The sequence below is a fragment of the Bradyrhizobium sp. WSM2793 genome (assembly GCF_000379585.1).
GTDB lineage: Bacteria > Pseudomonadota > Alphaproteobacteria > Rhizobiales > Xanthobacteraceae > Bradyrhizobium.
Genome location: NZ_KB902770.1, coordinates 104,208 through 123,049, shown reverse-complemented (window position 1 = coordinate 123,049; position 18,842 = coordinate 104,208). Strand labels below are relative to the sequence as shown.

Annotated in this window: 14 protein-coding genes, 1 pseudogene and 1 riboswitch; of the genes and pseudogenes, 7 read left to right on the top strand and 8 right to left on the bottom strand. The window is 64.6% G+C overall.

Going from position 1 to position 18,842, the window contains the following annotated elements; genetic code table 11:
• Position 1: 1 nt before the first annotated feature.
• Both gcvH and gcvT read right to left on the bottom strand, forming a co-directional pair.
• Positions 2-370 carry a glycine cleavage system protein GcvH gene (gene gcvH, locus A3AS_RS0105620; protein ID WP_018316619.1) on the bottom strand — a complete coding sequence of 123 codons (369 nt, stop codon included), beginning with the start codon at positions 368-370 and terminating at the stop codon, positions 2-4.
• Between the two features lie 10 nt (positions 371-380).
• Entirely contained in the window at positions 381-1,529 is a 1,149-nt protein-coding gene (gcvT, locus tag A3AS_RS0105615; RefSeq protein WP_018316618.1) for a glycine cleavage system aminomethyltransferase GcvT, read from the bottom strand.
• Positions 1,530-1,673: 144 nt separating this feature from the next.
• A riboswitch (glycine riboswitch) is annotated at positions 1,674-1,764 on the bottom strand.
• A gap of 233 nt (positions 1,765-1,997) precedes the next feature.
• On the opposite strand from gcvT, the gene alaS reads away from it, so the two are divergent.
• Together alaS and A3AS_RS0105605 are read left to right on the top strand one after the other, a co-directional pair.
• Positions 1,998-4,679 carry an alanine--tRNA ligase gene (gene alaS, locus A3AS_RS0105610; RefSeq protein WP_026201699.1) on the top strand — a complete coding sequence of 894 codons (2,682 nt, stop codon included), beginning with the start codon at positions 1,998-2,000 and terminating at the stop codon, positions 4,677-4,679.
• 6 nt (positions 4,680-4,685) lie between these two features.
• A complete protein-coding gene (locus A3AS_RS0105605; RefSeq protein WP_018316616.1) occupies positions 4,686-5,912 on the top strand; it encodes a cyclic nucleotide-gated ion channel in 1,227 nt (408 codons plus the stop codon).
• Positions 5,913-5,916: 4 nt separating this feature from the next.
• Here the strand turns inward: A3AS_RS0105605 and A3AS_RS0105600 are convergent, their stop codons facing one another.
• Positions 5,917-6,417, bottom strand: a complete 501-nt coding sequence (locus A3AS_RS0105600) for a DUF3455 domain-containing protein (protein ID WP_018316615.1) — start codon at positions 6,415-6,417, stop codon at positions 5,917-5,919.
• Between the two features lie 96 nt (positions 6,418-6,513).
• Positions 6,514-7,728 (bottom strand): NADP-dependent isocitrate dehydrogenase, encoded by a 1,215-nt coding sequence (locus A3AS_RS0105595; RefSeq protein ID WP_018316614.1) that lies wholly within the window; start codon positions 7,726-7,728, stop codon positions 6,514-6,516.
• Between the two features lie 349 nt (positions 7,729-8,077).
• Between A3AS_RS0105595 and A3AS_RS0105590 the strand changes: the two genes are divergently transcribed.
• Positions 8,078-9,277, top strand: coding sequence for a TrmJ/YjtD family RNA methyltransferase (locus A3AS_RS0105590; protein WP_018316613.1), 1,200 nt, complete (start codon positions 8,078-8,080; stop codon positions 9,275-9,277).
• A 142-nt stretch (positions 9,278-9,419) separates the two neighbouring features.
• Here A3AS_RS0105590 and A3AS_RS0105585 read toward each other — a convergent pair whose 3' ends face one another.
• The 3 genes and pseudogenes from A3AS_RS0105585 to A3AS_RS0105575 form a co-directional block, all read right to left on the bottom strand.
• Positions 9,420-11,123, bottom strand: a complete 1,704-nt coding sequence (locus tag A3AS_RS0105585; protein WP_026201698.1) for an amidohydrolase — start codon at positions 11,121-11,123, stop codon at positions 9,420-9,422.
• 221 nt (positions 11,124-11,344) lie between these two features.
• Positions 11,345-11,506, bottom strand: a pseudogene (locus A3AS_RS49940) (NADPH:quinone oxidoreductase family protein); the annotation flags it as partial.
• Positions 11,507-11,551: 45 nt separating this feature from the next.
• On the bottom strand, positions 11,552-12,229 hold the full coding sequence (locus A3AS_RS0105575; protein ID WP_018316610.1) for a TetR/AcrR family transcriptional regulator: 678 nt from the start codon (positions 12,227-12,229) through the stop codon (positions 11,552-11,554).
• Between the two features lie 246 nt (positions 12,230-12,475).
• Between A3AS_RS0105575 and A3AS_RS0105570 the strand changes: the two genes are divergently transcribed.
• The 3 genes from A3AS_RS0105570 to A3AS_RS0105560 are packed head-to-tail and all read left to right on the top strand — an operon-like array spanning position 12,476 to position 15,097.
• Positions 12,476-13,018, top strand: a complete 543-nt coding sequence (locus A3AS_RS0105570; protein WP_026201696.1) for an OsmC family protein — start codon at positions 12,476-12,478, stop codon at positions 13,016-13,018.
• A gap of 35 nt (positions 13,019-13,053) precedes the next feature.
• Entirely contained in the window at positions 13,054-14,166 is a 1,113-nt protein-coding gene (locus A3AS_RS0105565; RefSeq protein WP_049814798.1) for an acyl-CoA dehydrogenase family protein, read from the top strand.
• Between the two features lie 52 nt (positions 14,167-14,218).
• A complete protein-coding gene (locus A3AS_RS0105560) occupies positions 14,219-15,097 on the top strand; it encodes a sulfurtransferase (RefSeq protein ID WP_018316607.1) in 879 nt (292 codons plus the stop codon).
• Between the two features lie 209 nt (positions 15,098-15,306).
• On the opposite strand, the gene A3AS_RS0105555 is transcribed toward A3AS_RS0105560, so the two are convergent.
• On the bottom strand, positions 15,307-17,247 hold the full coding sequence (locus tag A3AS_RS0105555; RefSeq protein ID WP_018316606.1) for a sigma 54-interacting transcriptional regulator: 1,941 nt from the start codon (positions 17,245-17,247) through the stop codon (positions 15,307-15,309).
• 160 nt (positions 17,248-17,407) lie between these two features.
• On the opposite strand from A3AS_RS0105555, the gene A3AS_RS0105550 reads away from it, so the two are divergent.
• A complete protein-coding gene (locus tag A3AS_RS0105550) occupies positions 17,408-18,787 on the top strand; it encodes a CmpA/NrtA family ABC transporter substrate-binding protein (protein WP_018316605.1) in 1,380 nt (459 codons plus the stop codon).
• Positions 18,788-18,842: the final 55 nt, after the last annotated feature.

Here is an 18,842-nt window from a genome sequence, read left to right as displayed (position 1 = left end):
CTTAAGCCGTGTGCGCCTTGTAGGCGGCTTCATCCATGAGGCCGCCGAGTTCGCTTCTGTCGGCCATCTTGATCTTGAAGAACCACGCCTTGCCTTGCGCGTCCGAGTTCACCAGCGCCGGCTCGGCCGCGAGCTCGGCGTTGGTCTCGAGCACTTCGCCTGTCACGGGCGCGTACACGTCGGAGGCCGCCTTGACGGACTCGACCACGGCGGCGGCTTCCGCCTTCTTCAGCGTGCGGCCGACCTTGGGCAGTTCGACGAACACGACGTCACCGAGCTGCTGCTGGGCGTAGTCGGTGATGCCGACGGTGGCGACGTCGCCCTCGATGGCGAGCCATTCATGGTCGGAGGTGTACAGCGTCGTGGTCATTCTCGAATCCTCAGCGTTTGTAGGTGTTTTTGACGAAGGGCATGGCCGCGACAGCGACCGGCAGACGCTGGCCGCGCACCTCGGCGAAGAGTTGTGTGCCGAGCGCGCTCGATGCGGTGGGCACATAGCCCATCGCGACCGGCGCATTCAGGCTTGGGCCGAAACCGCCCGATGTGACTTGTCCGATCGGCTCGCCGCCCGCGTCATTCGCAAACAGCAGCGCGCCCTCGCGCACCGGCGCGCGTCCCTGGGCGAGCAGGCCGACGCGGCGGCGGGCCGCGCCGTTGTCGAAATGGGCGAGGATTTTTTCGGCACCGGGAAAGCCGCCGGCGCGCGCGCCCCCGCTGCGGCGGCTCTTCTGCACCGACCATTCCAGCGCGGCCTCGACCGGCGTGGTCATGGTGTCGATGTCGTGGCCGTAGAGGCAGAGCCCGGCTTCCAGCCGCAGGCTGTCGCGGGCGCCCAGGCCGATCGGCAGCACGTCGGGATTTTCGAGCAGCGTTTTGGCGAGACGTTCCGCATCGGCCGCGGGAACCGAAATTTCAAAACCGTCCTCGCCGGTGTAGCCGGAGCGCGAGACGAAGCAGTCGAGGCCGGCCACCTTGCGCGGGCCGGAATCCATGAACTTCATGGCGGGCGCCTCTGCACATAATGTCGCCAGCGCCGCCTCGGCCTTCGGCCCCTGCAGCGCGATCAGCGCACGATCTGCGAGGGAAGCGATGATGCAGTCGTCAGAGAGATTCGCGCGCAGATGCGCCTCGTCGGCGTCCTTGCAGGCGGCGTTGACAACCAGGAAGAGGTGATCGCCGAAATTGGCGACCATCAGGTCGTCCAGAATGCCGCCGTCGGCGTTGGTGAACTGGGCGTAGCGCTGCCGTCCCGGCGCGATCGCCACGATATCCTGCGGCACCAGCCGTTCCAGCGCGCGGGCGGCGTCCTCGACCCTGCCGGATTTCGGCCGGAGCGCGATCTGGCCCATATGGGAGACGTCGAACAGGCCGGCGGAGGCTCGGGTGTGGAGGTGCTCCTTCAGCACGCCCGCAGGGTATTGCACGGGCATGTCGTAGCCCGCGAACGGCACCATCTTGCCGCCGAGGGAGACATGAAGCCCATGAAGGGGCGTACGTTTCAGGGAATCTTGGTCGTCGCGCGCTAGCATCACAGGGGCCCTCGGCGGTTCCCCCGGGACGATTCCCTGAGGACACCAGTCGAAGCCCCATCTGTCGCTGTGCCTGAGAGTATTATCCCGTCGGCGGGAGCCATCCGGGTCTAAACCCGTCGGCGCCTCTTTCCAGATGCTGTCAAAGCCACGCGGTCCTTTTGCCTGAGAGTTTCCGGGGCGGTTGCTCCTTCGGCGCCGGCTGCCTAAAGCCGGTCTCTCCCGACGTGGCCGTACGATACAGATGGGTACAGACCACAGCGGGGCCAAGCCTGTCAACGCGTCCGCTTGCCCTATCAACGGGATTGCAGCGGGGATTGAGCGGCTGCGGCAACCCTCTGATCTCCTTGCACAGTTTCTGGACAGCGAAGCTGGCCTTGTCTAAAAGCGCTGTAGCCCGCAGATATCAGCCTAAATGTCAGGTTTGGATGGCCTATAGCGGGTCCAAGCACACCCGATTGGATGAACATGAGCGGCGTCAACGAGATCAGGTCGACCTTTCTGAACTTCTTTGCCGAGAACGGCCACGAGATCGTGTCGTCCTCGCCATTGGTGCCGCGCAACGATCCGACGTTGATGTTCACCAATGCCGGCATGGTGCAGTTCAAGAACGTCTTCACCGGCGTCGAGAAGCGGCCCTATCAGCGCGCCACCACGTCGCAGAAATGCGTGCGCGCCGGCGGCAAGCACAACGACCTCGACAATGTCGGCTACACCGCGCGCCATCTCACCTTCTTCGAGATGCTCGGCAACTTCTCGTTCGGCGACTACTTCAAGGAGCGCGCGATCGAGCTCGCCTGGAAGCTGATCACCAAGGATTTCGGCCTCAACAAAGACAAGCTGCTCGTCACCGTCTACCACACCGACGACGAGGCGCACGGGCTCTGGAAGAAGATCGCCGGCTTCTCCGACGACCGCATCATCCGCATTCCGACCTCCGACAATTTCTGGGCGATGGGCGACACTGGTCCGTGCGGCCCGTGCTCGGAGATCTTCATCGATCGGGGCGATCACATCTGGGGCGGCCCTCCGGGCTCGCCGGAGGAGGACGGCGACCGCTTCCTCGAATTCTGGAATCTCGTGTTCATGCAATATGAGCAGGTGACGAAGGAGGAGCGCGTGGATCTGCCGCGTCCCTCGATCGACACCGGCATGGGCCTCGAGCGCATGGCCTGCATCATGCAGGGCGTCGACAGCGTGTTCGAGACCGACCTGTTCCGTCATTTGATAGATGCGACATCGTCCGCGCTCGGCAGTGGACCGAATGAGCAGACCGTCGCCTCGTTCCGCGTCATCGCCGACCATTTGCGTTCCTCGGCCTTCCTGGTCGCGGACGGCGTGCTGCCCTCGAACGAGGGCCGCGGCTATGTGCTGCGCCGGATCATGCGCCGCGCGATGCGCCATGCTCAGCTGCTCGGTGCCAAGGAGCCGCTGATGCACCGCCTGGTCTGGGCGCTGGTGCGCGAGATGGGCCAGGCCTATCCCGACCTGATGCGCGCGGAGAACCTGATCGAGGAAACGCTGCGGCTGGAAGAGACCCGCTTCCGCAAGACGCTGTCGCGCGGCCTTGCCATCCTCGACGAGAAGAGCGCGTCCTTGAAAAAGGGCGACATGTTCGACGGCGACGTCGCCTTCACGCTGTACGACACCTACGGCTTCCCGCTCGACCTGACGCAGGACGCGCTGAAGTCGCGCGGCATCGGCGTGGATCAAGCTGCGTTCACCGACGCAATGGAGCGCCAGAAGGCCAAGGCGCGCGAGTCCTGGAAGGGGTCCGGGGAAGCTGCGTCCGAGGCGATCTGGTTCCCGCTGCGCGAAAAGCTCGGCGCCACCGAATTCCTCGGCTACGAGACCGAGAGCGCCGAAGGCGTGGTGTCGGCGCTGGTGAAGGACGGTGCAGAGGTCGCCAGCCTGAAGGCCGGCGACACCGGTGCGATCGTGCTGAACCAGACGCCGTTCTACGCGGAGTCGGGCGGCCAGGTCGGCGACACCGGCGTGCTCACGGGCGAGGGCGGCATCAAGTTTCGCGTCACCGACACGCAGAAGAAGCTCGGCGATTTCTTCGTGCATGTCGGCAACGTGGAGAGCGGCGAGCTGAAGCTCGGCACCGCGCTGCAGCTCGAGGTCGATCATTCCAGGCGCTCCTCGATCCGGGCGCATCATTCGGCGACGCATCTCATCCACGAGGCGCTGCGCCAGGTGCTCGGCGACCACATCGCCCAGCGCGGCTCGATGGTCGCGCCGGATCGCCTGCGCTTCGACTTCGTGCATCCGAAGCCGATCACGGCAGAGGAGCTGGCCCGCGTCGAGGACATCGCCAACGACGTGGTGCTGGAGAATGACGAGGTCACCACGCGTGTGATGGGCGTTGATGAGGCCCGCGAAGCCGGCGCGCGCGCCCTGTTCGGCGAAAAATACGGCGACGAGGTTCGCGTCGTCTCGATGGGCCGGACCGCGCGCGAGCGCGGCGCCAACGCGCTCGGCTGGTCGGTCGAGCTCTGCGGCGGCACCCATGTCAAGCGCACCGGCGACATCGGCCTGATCACGCTCACCGGCGAGAGCGCGGTTGCTTCGGGCGTGCGCCGCATCGAGGCGCTGACCGGCAATTATGCGCGCAGGCACGCCAACGAGACCATGGCGCTGGCCAAGACCGCGGCGAACGAGCTGCGCACGTCGCTCGACGACGTTCCGGCGCGCATCACCGCGCTGATGGAGGAGCGCAAGAAGCTCGAGCGCGAGCTCTCCGACGCCCGCAAGAAGCTGGCGATGGGCGGCGGCGCTTCGGCCGGCAGCAATGGCGCAGCTTCAGGCGTGCGCGAAATCGGCAACGTCAAGCTGATGGCGCGCGCGGTCGAGGGCATCGAGATGAAGGATCTCAAGAGCCTCGCCGACGACGGCAAGAAGCAGATCGGCTCCGGCGTGGTCGCCATTGTCGGCGTCACCGAGGACGGCAAGGCCGGCATCGTGGTCGGCGTCACCGCGGATCTCACCGCGCGCTTCAACGCGGTCAACCTCGTGCGCGTTGCCTCCGAGGCGCTCGGCGGCAAGGGCGGCGGTGGCCGGCCCGACATGGCCCAGGCCGGCGGCCCTGACGGGGCCAAGGCGACCGAGGCGCTGGCGGCGATCGAAAAAGCAATGGCAGGCGCGTAAACGGCCATGCGCCCCGGTCTGCGAGGGCGTGGGCTTCGCGATCCCAATTTGAGGGATCGCCTCTACGAATTGCTGGAGCACGATCCGCTGGCTTATTCAGCCGGATCGCGCTTCATCCAGCTCATCATCGGCGTCATCGTGCTCAATGTGGCCGCGATGATCCTCGCCTCGGTGCCGGAGCTGGACGCCCAGTTCGGCACGGTGTTCTCGGCCATCACCGTCCTGTCCGTGATCGTGTTCGCGCTGGAATATCTGGCGCGGCTGTGGACCGTGGCGGGCCACACCCAGCGCAAGGGCTCCGCGCTGTCCGACCGGCTGGGCTACGCCTTCTCCGCGCTCGGCATCATCGACCTCATGGCGTTCCTGCCGGCGGCAATCGTGCTCGCCACCGGCCGGCACGCGACGCTGGCGGCGCTCGGGGTGCTGCCGTTCTTCAAGCTAATCCGCTATTCGCCGGCGATGCGCTCGTTGCTCGCCGCCGTGCATGCCGAGCGTCGCGCGCTGATCGGTTGCATCGTCATCCTGATCGGCGCGGTCCTGACCTTCGCCTCGCTGCTCTACGCCATCGAGCGCGACGTGCAGCCTGACAAGCTCGGCACCATCCCGCAGGCGATGTGGTGGGCGATCGTGACGCTCGGCACCGTCGGCTATGGCGACGTCGTGCCGGTGACGCCGCTCGGCAAGCTGGTCTCCACCTTCGCCATCATCTCAGGCTTCGCCATGATCGCGCTGCCGGTCGCGATCATCTCCACCGCCTTCGCCGAAGAGGTGAAGCGGCGCGATTTCGTCGTCACCTGGGGCATGCTGGCGCGGGTGCCGCTGTTCTCGCATCTGTCTGCCGCGGAGATCGCCGACATCATGCGGCTGTTGCGCGCGCGCACCATCGAGCAGGGCGAGATATTGGTCCGCCGTGGCGATGTGGCCTCGTCGATGTATTTCATCACCGCCGGCGAGGTCGAGATCGCGCTGCCGAGCCAGCATGTGCACCTCACGGACGGCACCTTCTTCGGCGAGATCGCGCTGCTGCATAAAACAAAGCGCAGCGGCACGGTGACGGCGACGCGCAAGACGCGCCTTTTGGTGCTCGACGCCCAGGATTTTCACGCTTTGATCGAACGGATGCCGACGCTCGCCGACCACGTCCACACCACCGCCAAGGCACGGCTTGCCGACAGCGGCGATCTCGCGCTCGCGGAGCTGGCGCAGGCGGAGAAAGACGGGACCGACCGCTGAGCGGTCAGCCTTTCTTCAGGAAAACATACTCGGCCGAGTAGGGTGCGCTCCTGAACTCGCCGGCCTTGTCGCACGCGCCGTCGAGCTTGCCGCCATGGGTGTTGATGCGCTGCACGGTCGTCACCGGCGTCAGTACACCGCTGCCGCGGCGGGCGGTTACGTCCAGCTTCAGCCAGGGGATATCGGCCGCCGTTGCGCCCGGCGCGTTGCCAATGGCCTTGCCGACGACGGCGCTGCCGTCGGCGAGCTCCCAGTTCGGGCCGGCATAGTGCCGGCCGATTGTCTTGCCCTCGGACAGCAGCGTCGCGATCGGTTCGCGGAAGGCCCAGGCGAGCTTGCCGTCGGTGCCGGCCTTGCACTCATAGACCTGCGCGCCCTCGGCGTGGACGCTAAGCACGACGCTCTCGCCCGGCGCGGCGATGGCGTCGGGGAGCGGCTCGGCAGCCCCGGCCGGTCCGATCAGGGCCGCGAGCAGCATGGTGGGGCCGGCAAGCTTGATGAACATGGTGGCATCTCCGCGCAAGGTCTCAAAAAGAAACGGGCCGCGCTGTTGCGCGGCCCGTGATGATGTCTGGCCCAGTCGGGCGAAATTGCGGTCGGCTCAGGCCGCCAACTCTTTCGTGAGGTTCTCCGCGACCTTGTCGAGGAAGCCGGTGGTCGAGAGCCAGCGCTGGTCGGCGCCGACCAGGAGCGCGAGGTCCTTGGTCATGTAGCCGGCCTCGACGGTGTCGACGCAGACCTTCTCCAGCGTGTTGGCGAACTTGGCGAGCTCGGCATTGTTATCGAGCTTGGCACGGTGGGCGAGGCCACGGGTCCAGGCGAAGATCGACGCGATCGAGTTGGTCGAGGTCTCCTTGCCCTTCTGGTGCTCGCGGTAGTGGCGGGTCACCGTGCCGTGGGCGGCTTCGGCTTCCACGGTCTTGCCGTCGGGGGTGAGCAGCACCGAGGTCATCAGGCCGAGCGAGCCGTAGCCCTGCGCGACCGTGTCGGACTGCACGTCGCCGTCGTAGTTCTTACAGGCCCAGACATAGCCGCCGGACCATTTCAGCGCCGAGGCCACCATGTCGTCGATCAGGCGGTGCTCGTAGGTCAGGCCCTTGGCGTCGAACTCCTTCTTGAACTCGCGGTCGAAGATGTCCTGGAAGATGTCCTTGAAGCGGCCGTCATAGACCTTGAGAATCGTGTTCTTGGTCGAGAGGTAGACCGGATAGTTGCGCAGCAGGCCGTAGTTGAACGAGGCGCGGGCGAAGTCGATGATGGAGTCGTCGAGATTGTACATCTCCATGGCGACGCCTGCGCCGGGCGCCTTGAACACTTCCTTCTCGATCACGGTGCCGTCCTCGCCGACGAACTTCATCGACAGGGTGCCCTTGCCCGGGAACTTGATGTCTGTGGCGCGGTACTGGTCGCCATAGGCGTGGCGGCCGATGATGATCGGCTTGCTCCAGCCGGGAACCAGGCGCGGCACGTTCTTGCAGATGATCGGCTCGCGGAAGATGCAGCCGCCGAGGATGTTGCGGATGGTGCCGTTCGGCGACTTCCACATCTGCTTGAGGTTGAACTCCTTCACCCGGGCTTCATCCGGGGTGATGGTGGCGCACTTGACGCCGACGCCGACCTTCTTGATGGCTTCGGCGGCGTCGATGGTGACCTGATCGTTGGTGTGGTCGCGGTACTCCATGCCCAGGTCGAAATACATCAGCTCGACATCCAGGAACGGGTTGATCAGCTTGTCCTTGATGTACTGCCAGATGATCCGGGTCATCTCGTCGCCATCGAGCTCGACGACGGGATTGGATACCTTGATTTTTGCCATGATCGGGGAAGCCTCTTGGGAACGGCGCTTTTGGCGCGCCACGGGAATATCCGCCGCCTCTTAGCACCCAGACGCGGCGGGCGAAAGCCAAGGGATTATGCACTTTTAGCTCATCCAGCTTCCCCAGACGTGGGGGCAGGGCCGCCCTGCCGCAGGGCCGGATCCGAGGATCCAGTGGAGATTCAAAAGTCGATTCCAACCCGTTATTTCCCTTGAGAATTTCGTCAGGACAGGCAAACGAGGCGGACAGCGCCGGCCGGCCCAGGGACGACTTGGGAAAGGCTGGCTTGAATCAATTCCTGAGAGTGCCCTGGCAAGGCCTTGAGACGAAGAGTGAAAGCGAAACGAGATGTCGGGGACTGACAAGAGCAAGGCGGGTTTGTCCCTCGACGGTCCCATCGTGATCCTGGTCGAGCCGCAGCTCGGGGAAAACATCGGCATGGCCGCGCGCGCCATGGGCAATTTTGCGCTCGGCGCCTTGCGCATCGTCAACCCCAGGGACGGCTGGCCCAACATCGCGGCACAGCGGGCCGCCGCCGGCGCCGACCACATTCTGGAAAAGGTCGAATTGTTCGGCACGGTCGAAGAGGCCGTCGCCGACCTCGACCTGCTGTTCGCCACCACGGCTCGCCCGCACGACCAGGCCAAGCCCGTGGTCGGGCCGGAGGCAGCCGCCAGCGAGATCGCAGGTCACGTCGCGACCGGCGGCAAGGCCGGTATCCTGTTCGGCCGCGAGCGCTGGGGCCTGACCAACGAGGAGGTCGGCCTCTCCAACCGCATCATCACCTTCCCGGTCAACCCGGGCTTCGCCTCGCTCAACCTCGCCCAGGCCGTGCTGCTGGTCGGCTATGAATGGTTCAAACTGATGACCTCGGGCGAGCTGCCGCACGCCATGCCGGAGCGCTCCGAGCGCGCCTCGCAGCACCAGATGCAGGCCTTCTTCGACAACCTCATCCGCGAGCTCGACAAGGTGGAATTTTTGCGCCCGGCCGAGAAGCGCGACACCATGCTGGTGAACCTGCGCAACATCTTCAGTCGGATGGAGCCGACCAAGCAGGACATGCACACCCTGCACGGGGTGATCATGGCGATCGCCGAGGGACGCAAGGGCCCGGCCAAGGGCGGCGTGCTCGACGGCGAGCAGGCGACGCGCCTGCGCGCGCTCTTGGCCGAGCACGGGCAGGGCGGCGGCGTGCCCGACAGCGGCTCGACCGTGCGCGGCCTCGCCCGCCTGCTTCGCCGCAACCCGACCGATGCCGAGCGTCTGCTCTGGCAGGCTTTGACCCGCGACCGTCGCTTCGCCGGCCAGTTCAAGCGCCAGACCCCGGTCGGCCGCCACATCCCGGACTTCGTCTCCTTCCCGCATCGGATCGCGATCGAGCTGGTCAATCCGGGCGAGGGGGAAGCGATCGCAGCGGATCGCGCATCGCGGCGGGCCTGGCTCGAGGCGCGGGACTATCGGGTGCTGGAGATTCGCGCCGCGGATGTGGAGCGGGATCTCGAGGCGGAGCTGGCGCGGCTGCAGGGGATGATCGAGCAAGCGATGTAGGTGCCGTAAGGCATAGCTCTCGTAGGGTGGGCAAAGCAAGCGTGCCCACCATCTCTCGCTGATCATCAAGAGAAGGTGGGCACGGCGCTTACGCGCCTTTGCCCACCCTGCGGCACTTCCTGCTGGTCGGCAGCGGATGACGTCAGCGCTGAAACACGACCTTGCCGCCCACGAGCGTCATGTCCACCTTGATGTCCTTGATCTGCTCCTCCGGCACCGCCGTGTAATCCGCGGAGAGCACCACGATGTCCGCAAGCTTTCCGGGCTCAATGGTCCCTTTACGTGCTTCATCGAACGTGTAGCGCGAAGCCGCGCTGCTGTAGAGCCGTAGGGCCTGCTCGCGCGTAATGGCTTCTGCCGCGCCGTAGACGTTTCCGTTGGGGTCCTTCCTGGTCACCATAATGTACATGTTGAGGAAGGGGTTGATCGGGTTGACGGGAAAGTCCGTCCCGGCGCCGAGACTATTGAGGCCCATTTTTTCGATTAACGTCCTGGTCGGTACGGCGCGGTCAGCGGTCGCTTTCCCGAGAAATCGTTCGACGGTCGCTGCCTTATCCCACATGAAAGCGTTCTGGAAATCGACACGGGCTCCCAGCTTCTGCGCCCGCTCCATCTGTTCTGGCCGGATCAGGCTGGCATGAATGAGGACGAAGCGACGGTCTCGGATCGATTTCTCCTTATCCGCGGCCTCGAACGCATCGAGCACCTGGTCAATACCAAGGTCACCCACCACGTGGACACCGACCCGCCAGTCATATCGGTGGCAGATGGAGACGAGTTGTTTCAATCGCTCAGGTGTCTGCTGCGCAACGCCATGATAGTTGTCATGTGACTCGGGATACACCTCGCGCATGAGCGCTGTCTTCAGCGTCATGCCGCCGTCGTAGAAGATCTTGATTCCTGCGAACTTCAGCCAATCGTCGCCAAAGCCTGAAGAGGCCCCATTGCCTGCCATGATCGCTTCCCACGCGGTCAGATCGGCCGGGGGCTCCGGTCGAAACATCACGCCGGTGCGCAATGTGGCTTTCCCGGATGCGACATGCTTCTGCAGCATGCGGATATCGCGTGCCTCTGTCGCGCCTTCGACCACGCTCGTGATACCGAAGCTGTTCAGCACACTTTCGGCAATCGTGAATTGCCGCATCTCATCGTCTTCTGTCCAGGGCGGTACGGCCTTCTCGACCCGATCGATCGCCGTCTCCACCAGCACGCCGGTCAATTCACCGGCCGCGTCGCGCTCAAACTTTCCCCCGTTCGGATCCGCGGTGGTCTTGTCGATTCCGACCCGCTGTAGAGCCATGCTGTTCGCCATCGAGAAATGCCCGACGGTGCGAAGATAGACCGGATTGTCTGGAGCAACGCTATCAATCTCCTGCCTGGTCAGATATCGCTTCTCGGCCAATTGTGAAGGCGGATGCCACGCGCCACCTACAATCCACTCGCCCGGCTTCTTCTTCGCAGCGAATGCCTTGATGGCCTCGAGCGCTTCGGCGACCGTCTTGGCTCGGCCCATGATGACGACATAGTCGCCAAGACCAGCGGCCTTGAAGTGAGCGTGTGTATCGATCAATCCGGGGATGACGGTCTTGCCAGCCACATCGAGCACGCGGGTCCGAGCGCCGGCGAGCGACCTCATCGAAGCACTGGTTCCGGTTGCGATGATCTTTCCATCCGCGACGGCCACTGCCTCCGTGATCGTCGATCGCTCATCCAGCGTCAGAACCTTTCCGTTGATGAGGACCAGGTCTGGCGCGTTGAGCTCCGGCTGCTGCGCCTCAACATTTGCGACGCCAGCGAACCACATGCCCGCGGCAACGATTGCAAATGCCATTAACTTGCGAACCATCACGTCCCCCTGGATCTTGTTTTTTCTGGACGAAGATTTTCAAGGGTATCTTTGATCAAACACGGGTTCAACGCTTCTCAAGGCCTGGCAGCGTCCACATGTTGGGCAAAGTGGATCGCGCCCCGGGCCAGCCGAGCGGCTGGCAGGCCCGGGCTGGTGCCAGGCGCTCGTGTCGCCCCTACGAAAGACGCCCGAGCTGCACGTCGCGCTCCACCGCAATCCATGTCTCTCGCCCCGTAGCCGCGGACCAGGGCCGCCTTGTCGTCGGAGCCGACGCCGGCGACGACGCGCAGGCCGAGATGACGGCCGAGGTCGACGGCGGCAAGCCCAACTCCGCCGGCCGCGCCGGTAACGAGCAGCGTTTCGCCGCGCTCGACTCGCGCAACGGCGCTTCGCGCCTTTGCCTACCCTACGAGATCAATGCAAGCTCACACCGCCTCTAACTGATCCGCCGCGCGCTTCTTCTTCGCCTTCGATTGCCCGAGCAGCGGACCCGCGGTGAGCGCTGCCGTGTCTGCCACGCCGGGATCACGCGAGATCATCGCGGCGACGATGGCACCGTCGATGATGAGGCCGAGCTGATGCGCGAGCATTGCGGGCTCGCTCGAGCCCAGCTCGGCGGCGAGCTTCTCGATGTGGCCGAGTACGATCTTCTTGTGCTTCAGCGCGATGTTGCGGAATTGCTTGGCGTCCTTGTCGTGCTCGCCGACCGCGTTGATGAAGGGGCAGCCGTAGAACCGCTCTTCGGCAAACCAGCTCTTCAGGGCCGGGAAGATGCGCGTCAGCTTGGCCTGCGCGTCGCCGCCGCCATCTTCCATGGCGCCGATGAACCATTCGCGCCATTGCTTGCCTTCGCTCTCCAGCACCGCGTTGACGAGGTTGGTCTTGGAGCCGAACAATTTGTAAAGCGTGGTCTTCGCGGTGCCGGCCTCCTCGATGATCGCATCGATGCCGGTGGCGTTGATTCCGTTCTTGCAAAACAGATGCGAGGCGGCGCTGAGCAGGCGCCCGCGCGCGGATTCGTCATCGCCGGCGCCTGAATGCGGCGCGTTCTTCTTCGACGACATCTTGTTCAGTGAAGGCTTGTTCAGTGAAGCTTTGGCCATGGATTGCAACTTAATCGCAGCCGCGCGGTATCTTCAAGTCGCATCTGCTCCGCGCTAAAAAGATTCGCACTGGCGATCTCATCTGCATGGCCTTTGAGCAGAGCGCGGCTGATCAATCCGCAGGCAGCCATCGCTAAGCGGCTCCAATGCCTCGCATTTCGTTTTCGGTCTCGTCTGGCACGCTCCATGCAAGGAAACAGACCGTTCGGTATCCTGCCGTTTTCCACGGCTGCCAGGGAGAAGATGATGACTGCCGTCGTTCAAAAGACAGTGCTGACGGGGTGCCTTGCGCCCATCGACAAGAATGGCCTCGAGCAACTGATCGCGAGCGGCAAGGCCAATCCGAAGGTCGTCAAGACCTTGAAATGCAAGACGGTCGCGGAAGGCAGATTCCGCCACGCCAACTACATCCGCAATCTGCAGCCCTATATCGTCGACGAGCCGCCGGGGCTGCTGGGCGACGACACCGCGCCCAATCCGTCGGAAGCCTCGCTTGCTGCGCTCGGCTCGTGCCTCGCGGTCGGCCTGCACGCCAACGCCGTGCATCGCGGCTGGATCGTCAACAAGCTCGAGCTCGAGCTCGAAGGCGATCTCAACATCACGGCGGTCTGGGGCACTGGCGACACCTCGGACAAGCCGGTCGGCTTCACCGATGTCCGCGTCAAGGTCGACATGGCGTGCGAGGGCGTCTCGCAGGCCGAGATCAACGCACTGGTCGCCCATGTGAAGAAATGGTCGCCGGTCGCCAACACCTTCACGCGCCCGGTCAATCTCGAGGTCGGCATCTAGCTGTTAGCAACCAGGACAAGGTGCGGGAGACGATCATGGAGTCACTGGCTTTATCGCGGGCCGAGGTTTTGGATCAGCCCGCACCGTCCATTGCAGGGGAGGTGGCGCGGATCGCGCGCGAAGATCTCGCGTCGCTTGCCCCCGGCATCGACGACGGCTCGGTCTATCCGGCCGAGGTGCTGCGCAAGTTCGGCGCGGTCGGCGCCTGGGGCAGTCACGTGCCGCATGAAGGTCCCGCGGATCTGCGCTGCGCGATCCAGGCGATGGCTGCGATCGGGGAGGTCTGCGGCGCCACGGCCTTCATGGCCTGGTGCCAGAACACGCTGGTCTGGTACGCGGCCAACTCGACCAATCTGAAGCTGGCAAAACGTTTCGGCGATGCGTTCTCGACCGGCCGCGTGCTCGGCGGCACCGGGCTTTCCAACCCGATGAAGAGCTTTTTCGGCATTGAGAAACTGAAGCTGAAAGGCAAGAAGGTCGAGGGCGGTTATATCGTGCGCGGCGCGCTGCCCTGGGTCTCCAATCTCGGCCCCGATCATTATTTCGGCACCATCTTCGAGCGTGAGGAGGATGAAGGTACTGTGATGTTCCTGGCCGATTGCTCGGACCCCGCGATCACGCTGACGCCGTGCAAGCCGTTCATGGCGATGGACGGCACCGGCACCTATGGCGTGCAGTTCCGCGATGTCTTCGTGCCGGACGAGCTGGTCCTTGCTGATCCTGCGGCGCCCTTCGTGAAGAAGATCCGTGCCGGCTTTATCCTGCTCCAGGCCGGCATGGCGCTGGGAGTGATCCGCGATTGCATCAACATCATGGACGAGGTCGGAAGTCCGCTCGGCCATATCAACCGCTATCTGCCGCAGCAGCCGGTGCATTTCCGCGATCTCGCTGCCGAGCTCGAGGCCGAGACCATGGCGCTGGCGCGCGATCCCTACAACGAGGACGAGACCTACTGGCGCAAGGTGATCGCGCTCAGGCTTCGCGCCGGCGAGGCCAGCGTCGCGGCGGCGCATGCGGCGATGCTGCATTGTGGCGCACGCGGCTATCTGAGGAGTCACCGCGCGCAACGACGGCTGCGCGAGGCCTATTTCGTCGCGATCGTCACGCCGGCTACCAAGCAGCTGCGCAAGATGCTCGCCGATTACTGAGCTTCACGAGTCCACCCCAGAAGACCACTTAACCTCAACGGAGAGGCTGCCAATGACGGACGTTCTGATCTCTGCCAGCGAACTTGCCGATCTCTTGAAGCTCGAACCCTGTGTCGTCATCGACACCCGCAATCCCGACGCCTATGGCGCCGGGCACCTGCCGGGCGCCGTGAACGTGCACGAGATCTTCACGTTTCTCGCGACCTCGACGCCGGAAGGCATGAGCGAGCTGAAGACCAAATTCGCCGACGCCTTCGGTGCTGCCGGCCTCTCCGGCAAGGAGACCGCCGTGATCTACGAGCAGTCGATGAATTCCGGCTTCGGCCAGTCCTGCCGCGGCTACTATCTGCTCACCATGCTCGGCTATCCCAAGGTGAAGGTGCTGCATGGCGGCTTCGACGCGTGGTCGGCCGCGGGTCTTCCGGTGACGAAGGATGTCCCGGCGCCGGCGAAGGCCTCGTTCGCGGTCGTGCCGGAAGCCGGCGATATCCTGATCGATGCGAAGACCATGCTCGCCGCGGTCGGCAAGCCCGGCATCGCCATTCTTGACGTGCGTGATGTCGACGAATGGATCGGCGACAGCTCTTCGCCCTATGGAAAGGATTTCTGCCCGCGCAAGGGCCGCATCCCCGGCGCGGTGTGGCTGGAATGGTACCGCATGATGAAGCCGACCGCGGAAGGGCCCCGCTTCAAGTCCAAGGACGAGATCCTGGCCGAATGCGCCACCGTCGGCATCTCGCCGACGACGCCGGTCTATCTCTATTGCTTCAAGGGCGCGCGCGCCTCGAACACCTTCCTGGCGCTGAAGAATGCCGGCGTGAAGGACGTCCGGATGTATTTCGGCTCCTGGAACGAATGGTCGCGCGATCCATCGCTGCCGATCGAGCAGGGATTGCCGATTGCATCGGGGGTGACGACCAAGGCGGCGTGAGCGCGCTTCCATCCAGCCTGACTAGATCGGGCCGTGTTGCCACGAAGGAAGTGCACTCCCTCTCCCGCTTGCGGGGGAGGGTTGGGGTGGGGGTGTTCCTCAGCGGGATTCCCAGTGTGGAGAGAGCCCCCACCCGGCGCTTCGCGCCGACCTCCCCGGCAAGCGCGAGAGGTGAAATGAGCCCGTGGCCAGCATCGAAGCTGATCGCTTCATGCCAAACCGTTGAGGCCAGTCCGCGAACGCGGCGCAATTCCCAGCGCCTTGATCCGCGAGGCCAGCGTGGTCGGCTTGATGTCCAGCATCTCGGCCGCGCCGCCGGGGCCGAAGACTTTTCCAGCGCAGGCCTCGAGCGCGGCCAAAATGTTGGCGCGCTCGTGGTCGCGCATTTCCGACGACGTCATGACGGCGGGACGCGCGTCGAGCTTCTGACGAGCGGCACCGCTAGGCGCTTGCGCGCCGGAGGCGTCAGGCAGATCGATGCGCAGGCGGCCGTTCTGCGACAGGATCGCGGCGCGCTCGATCACGTTCTGCAGTTCGCGGACATTGCCGGGCCAGTCGTAGCGGGTCAGCCGCCGCGCGTCGCCCTCCGACAGGCGCAAATTCGACTTCAACGCCTTGCTCTCGCGCGTCAGGAAGTGCTGGGCGAGCAGCGGAATGTCCTCGCGCCGCTCGCGCAAGGGGACGGTCTCGATCGGGAACACGTTGAGGCGGAAATAGAGGTCTTCGCGAAAGCGGCCGCGCTGGACCTCCTGCTTGAGATCGCGATTGGTCGCGGCGATGACACGAACGTCGACCGCGCGGGTGCGCGCCTCGCCGACGCGCTCGAAATGGCCTTCCTGCAGCACGCGCAGCAGCTTACCTTGGAGTTCGAGCGGAATCTCGCCGACCTCGTCGAGGAACAGCGTGCCGCCGTCGGCGAGCTCGAAGCGGCCGATGCGGTCGCGCGTCGCCCCGGTGAAGGCGCCTCGGACATGGCCGAAGAACTCGCTCTCGAACAATTCGCGCGGGATCGCGGCGCAATTGACGCGGATCAGCGGCCGGTCGCTGCGGGTGGAGTCCTCGTGGATGGCGCGCGCGATCAGCTCCTTGCCGGTGCCGGATTCGCCGTTGATCATTACCGCCGCGGTGGTTGGCGCCACCAGCTTGACCTGCCGCAGCGTCTTCTGGATCGCCTCGCTTTGACCGATGATGCCGCGCGGATTGGTCTCGATGCGGATTTCTTCCTGGAGATAGGCGTTTTCCAGCTCCAGCCGTTCGCGCAGGCGGTCGACCTCGGCAAGGGCGGCGTGCAGCTTCTCGTCGGCCTCACGGCGCTGGCTGACGTCGCGAAACACCACGACGGCGCCGACCACGACGCCGCGATCGCGGATCGGAGTCGATGTGTATTCGACCCAGGCGGGCGAGCCGTCCTTGCGCCAGAACACCTCGCCGTCGACCTGGTGCACGGCGCCGTCGCGGAAGGCGGCATAGATCGGGCAATCGTGGTTGTGATAGTGGCGGCCGTCGTGATGAGTGTGGTGGACGATCGGGTGGATCTCCTTGCCGACCAGCTCTTCGGCGGTCCAGCCGAGCATGCGCTCGGCCGCGGGATTGACGAAGGTGGTCTTGCCTTCCGCGTTCACGCCATAGATGCCTTCGCCGGCGGCGCGCAGGATCAGCTGGTTCTCGCGTTCGATGTCCTGAAACACGCGCTCGACCCGCTGCCAGGTCGAAATGCCGCCGCGCATGTGGTCTTCGGCGGCGGCATCGACATTGCGCCGGCGGCGCGCTTCGAGATCGGTCAGCGTCAGCAGCAGCAGCGAGCGGCCGTCATGCGGCAGCAGGCAGCCGGCATATTCGAGCCGGAGATCTTGCCCCGTGGCATGGCGGGGATTGAGCGCCGTGGTCCAATAGGCGCCCTTGTGCAGCACGGCCTGGGTGAAGACGGTGAGGGCGGCAAGCTCGCCGGCGTGGAGCGTGCTGGGCCTGGTCTGCCGGAGCAGGGCGCGGTCGTAGCCGAGAAGAGCACAGGCGGCGGGATTGGCATCGACGATCTGGTCGCCGTAGGGGTCGACCAGAAGCGTCGCCTCGACGGAGAATTCGAACGCCGCGATGCGCGGGTCGATGGCGGAAGCCACATCATCGTGGACGGGCACTGGCGTCGTTGCCATTACGAAATCTCGTCATTGAACTACGAAAATTCGTTTATCACGAGTTTTCGTAGTGGCCAAGCGCAGGCGAAATTACTGTGTCATCAAGGCGCTGGCCGCTTCTAGGGTCGTGGCATGCTCCTTGCGTAATTCCTCCCCGCAATGACGCGCAGGAGGGCCGATGTCCACGTTCGACAATCCGTTTGATCCCGATCGCAACCTTCGAGCCGGCTGTATCTGCGGCCAGCATCGCTCTGCGGCGGAGCACGAGCAGGCGATGGCTCTGCATTGCGAACCGGTCGAAAGCCAAGAGAAGCGTTACGAGGGCGTCGTCGCCTCCGCGGTGATGCGCGCGATGTTTCCGCAGGACGTGGCGCGGCGTGCATTCCTGAAGTCGGTCGGCGCATCGACTGCGCTTGCCGCACTGTCACAGTTCTTCCCGCTCAAGACGGCGACCGAGGTGTTCGCGCAGGCCGGTACGCCCGAGAAGAAGGACCTCAAGGTCGGATTCATTCCGATCACCTGCGCCACGCCCATCATCATGGCGGCGCCGATGGGCTTTTACTCCAAGCACGGACTCAATGTCGAAGTGGTCAAGACCGCCGGCTGGGCCGTGATCCGCGACAAGACCATCAACAAGGAATACGACGCCGCGCACATGCTGGCGCCGATGCCGATCGCGATCTCGCTGGGCCTGGGCGCAAACGCCATCCCGTTTGCGGTGCCCGCGATCGAGAACATCAACGGGCAGGGCATCGTGCTGGCGGCCAAGCACAAGGACAAGCGCGACCCCAAGGATTGGAAGGGCCTGAAATTCGCCATCCCGTTCGACTATTCCATGCACAATTACCTGCTGCGCTACTATCTCGCCGAGCACGGTCTCGATCCCGATACCGACGTGCAGCTGCGCTCGGTGCCGCCGCCGGAGATGGTCGCCAATTTGCGTGCCGACAACATCGACGGCTTCCTCGCGCCCGACAACATCTGCCAGCGCGCGATCTATGACGGCGTCGGCTTCATGCATCTGTTGTCGAAGGAGATCTGGGACGGGCATCCCTGCTGCAGCTTTGCCGCAAGCCGCGAGTTCATCACGTCAGCGCCAAACAGCTTTGCGGCGCTGACCCGCGCGATCGTCGATGCGACCGCCTATGCCTCGAAGGCGGAGAACCGCAAGCAGATTGCGGAGGCCATCGCGCCGGCCAACTACATCAACGCGCCCGTCACGGTGCTCGAACAGGTCCTGACCGGCACCTATGCCGACGGTCTCGGCGGCGTGAAGACCGACGCCAGGCGCGTCGATTTCGATCCGTTCCCCTGGCAATCCTTTGCTGTGTGGATGCTGACGCAGATGAAGCGCTGGGGCCAGATCAAGGGCGACGTCGACTACAAGGCGGTGGCCGAGCAGGTGTATCTGGCCACCGACACCAAGAAGCTGATGACGGAGATGGGCCTGTCGCCGCCGGCGAGCGCATACAAGTCGTTTGCGGTGATGGGCAAGACTTTCGATCCGGCCAAGCCGGAGGACTATGTCGCGAGCTTCAAGATCAGGAAGTCGTCGTGATGGGCTGCGCTTTCTCCCCAGCGTCGTCCCGGCGAACGCCGGGACCCATACCCCC

Excerpts from the sequence above, each read along its gene's own strand:
- gcvH (WP_018316619.1), bottom strand. The coding sequence starts at position 370 with ATGACCACGACGCTGTACACCTCCGACCATGAATGGCTCGCCATCGAG.
- gcvT (WP_018316618.1), bottom strand. The coding sequence starts at position 1,529 with ATGCTAGCGCGCGACGACCAAGATTCCCTGAAACGTACGCCCCTTCAT.
- alaS (WP_026201699.1), top strand. The coding sequence starts at position 1,998 with ATGAGCGGCGTCAACGAGATCAGGTCGACCTTTCTGAACTTCTTTGCC.
- A3AS_RS0105605 (WP_018316616.1), top strand. The coding sequence starts at position 4,686 with ATGCGCCCCGGTCTGCGAGGGCGTGGGCTTCGCGATCCCAATTTGAGG.
- A3AS_RS0105600 (WP_018316615.1), bottom strand. The coding sequence starts at position 6,417 with ATGTTCATCAAGCTTGCCGGCCCCACCATGCTGCTCGCGGCCCTGATC.
- A3AS_RS0105595 (WP_018316614.1), bottom strand. The coding sequence starts at position 7,728 with ATGGCAAAAATCAAGGTATCCAATCCCGTCGTCGAGCTCGATGGCGAC.
- A3AS_RS0105590 (WP_018316613.1), top strand. The coding sequence starts at position 8,078 with ATGTCGGGGACTGACAAGAGCAAGGCGGGTTTGTCCCTCGACGGTCCC.
- A3AS_RS0105585 (WP_026201698.1), bottom strand. The coding sequence starts at position 11,123 with ATGGTTCGCAAGTTAATGGCATTTGCAATCGTTGCCGCGGGCATGTGG.
- A3AS_RS0105575 (WP_018316610.1), bottom strand. The coding sequence starts at position 12,229 with ATGGCCAAAGCTTCACTGAACAAGCCTTCACTGAACAAGATGTCGTCG.
- A3AS_RS0105570 (WP_026201696.1), top strand. The coding sequence starts at position 12,476 with ATGACTGCCGTCGTTCAAAAGACAGTGCTGACGGGGTGCCTTGCGCCC.
- A3AS_RS0105565 (WP_049814798.1), top strand. The coding sequence starts at position 13,054 with ATGGAGTCACTGGCTTTATCGCGGGCCGAGGTTTTGGATCAGCCCGCA.
- A3AS_RS0105560 (WP_018316607.1), top strand. The coding sequence starts at position 14,219 with ATGACGGACGTTCTGATCTCTGCCAGCGAACTTGCCGATCTCTTGAAG.
- A3AS_RS0105555 (WP_018316606.1), bottom strand. The coding sequence starts at position 17,247 with ATGGCAACGACGCCAGTGCCCGTCCACGATGATGTGGCTTCCGCCATC.
- A3AS_RS0105550 (WP_018316605.1), top strand. The coding sequence starts at position 17,408 with ATGTCCACGTTCGACAATCCGTTTGATCCCGATCGCAACCTTCGAGCC.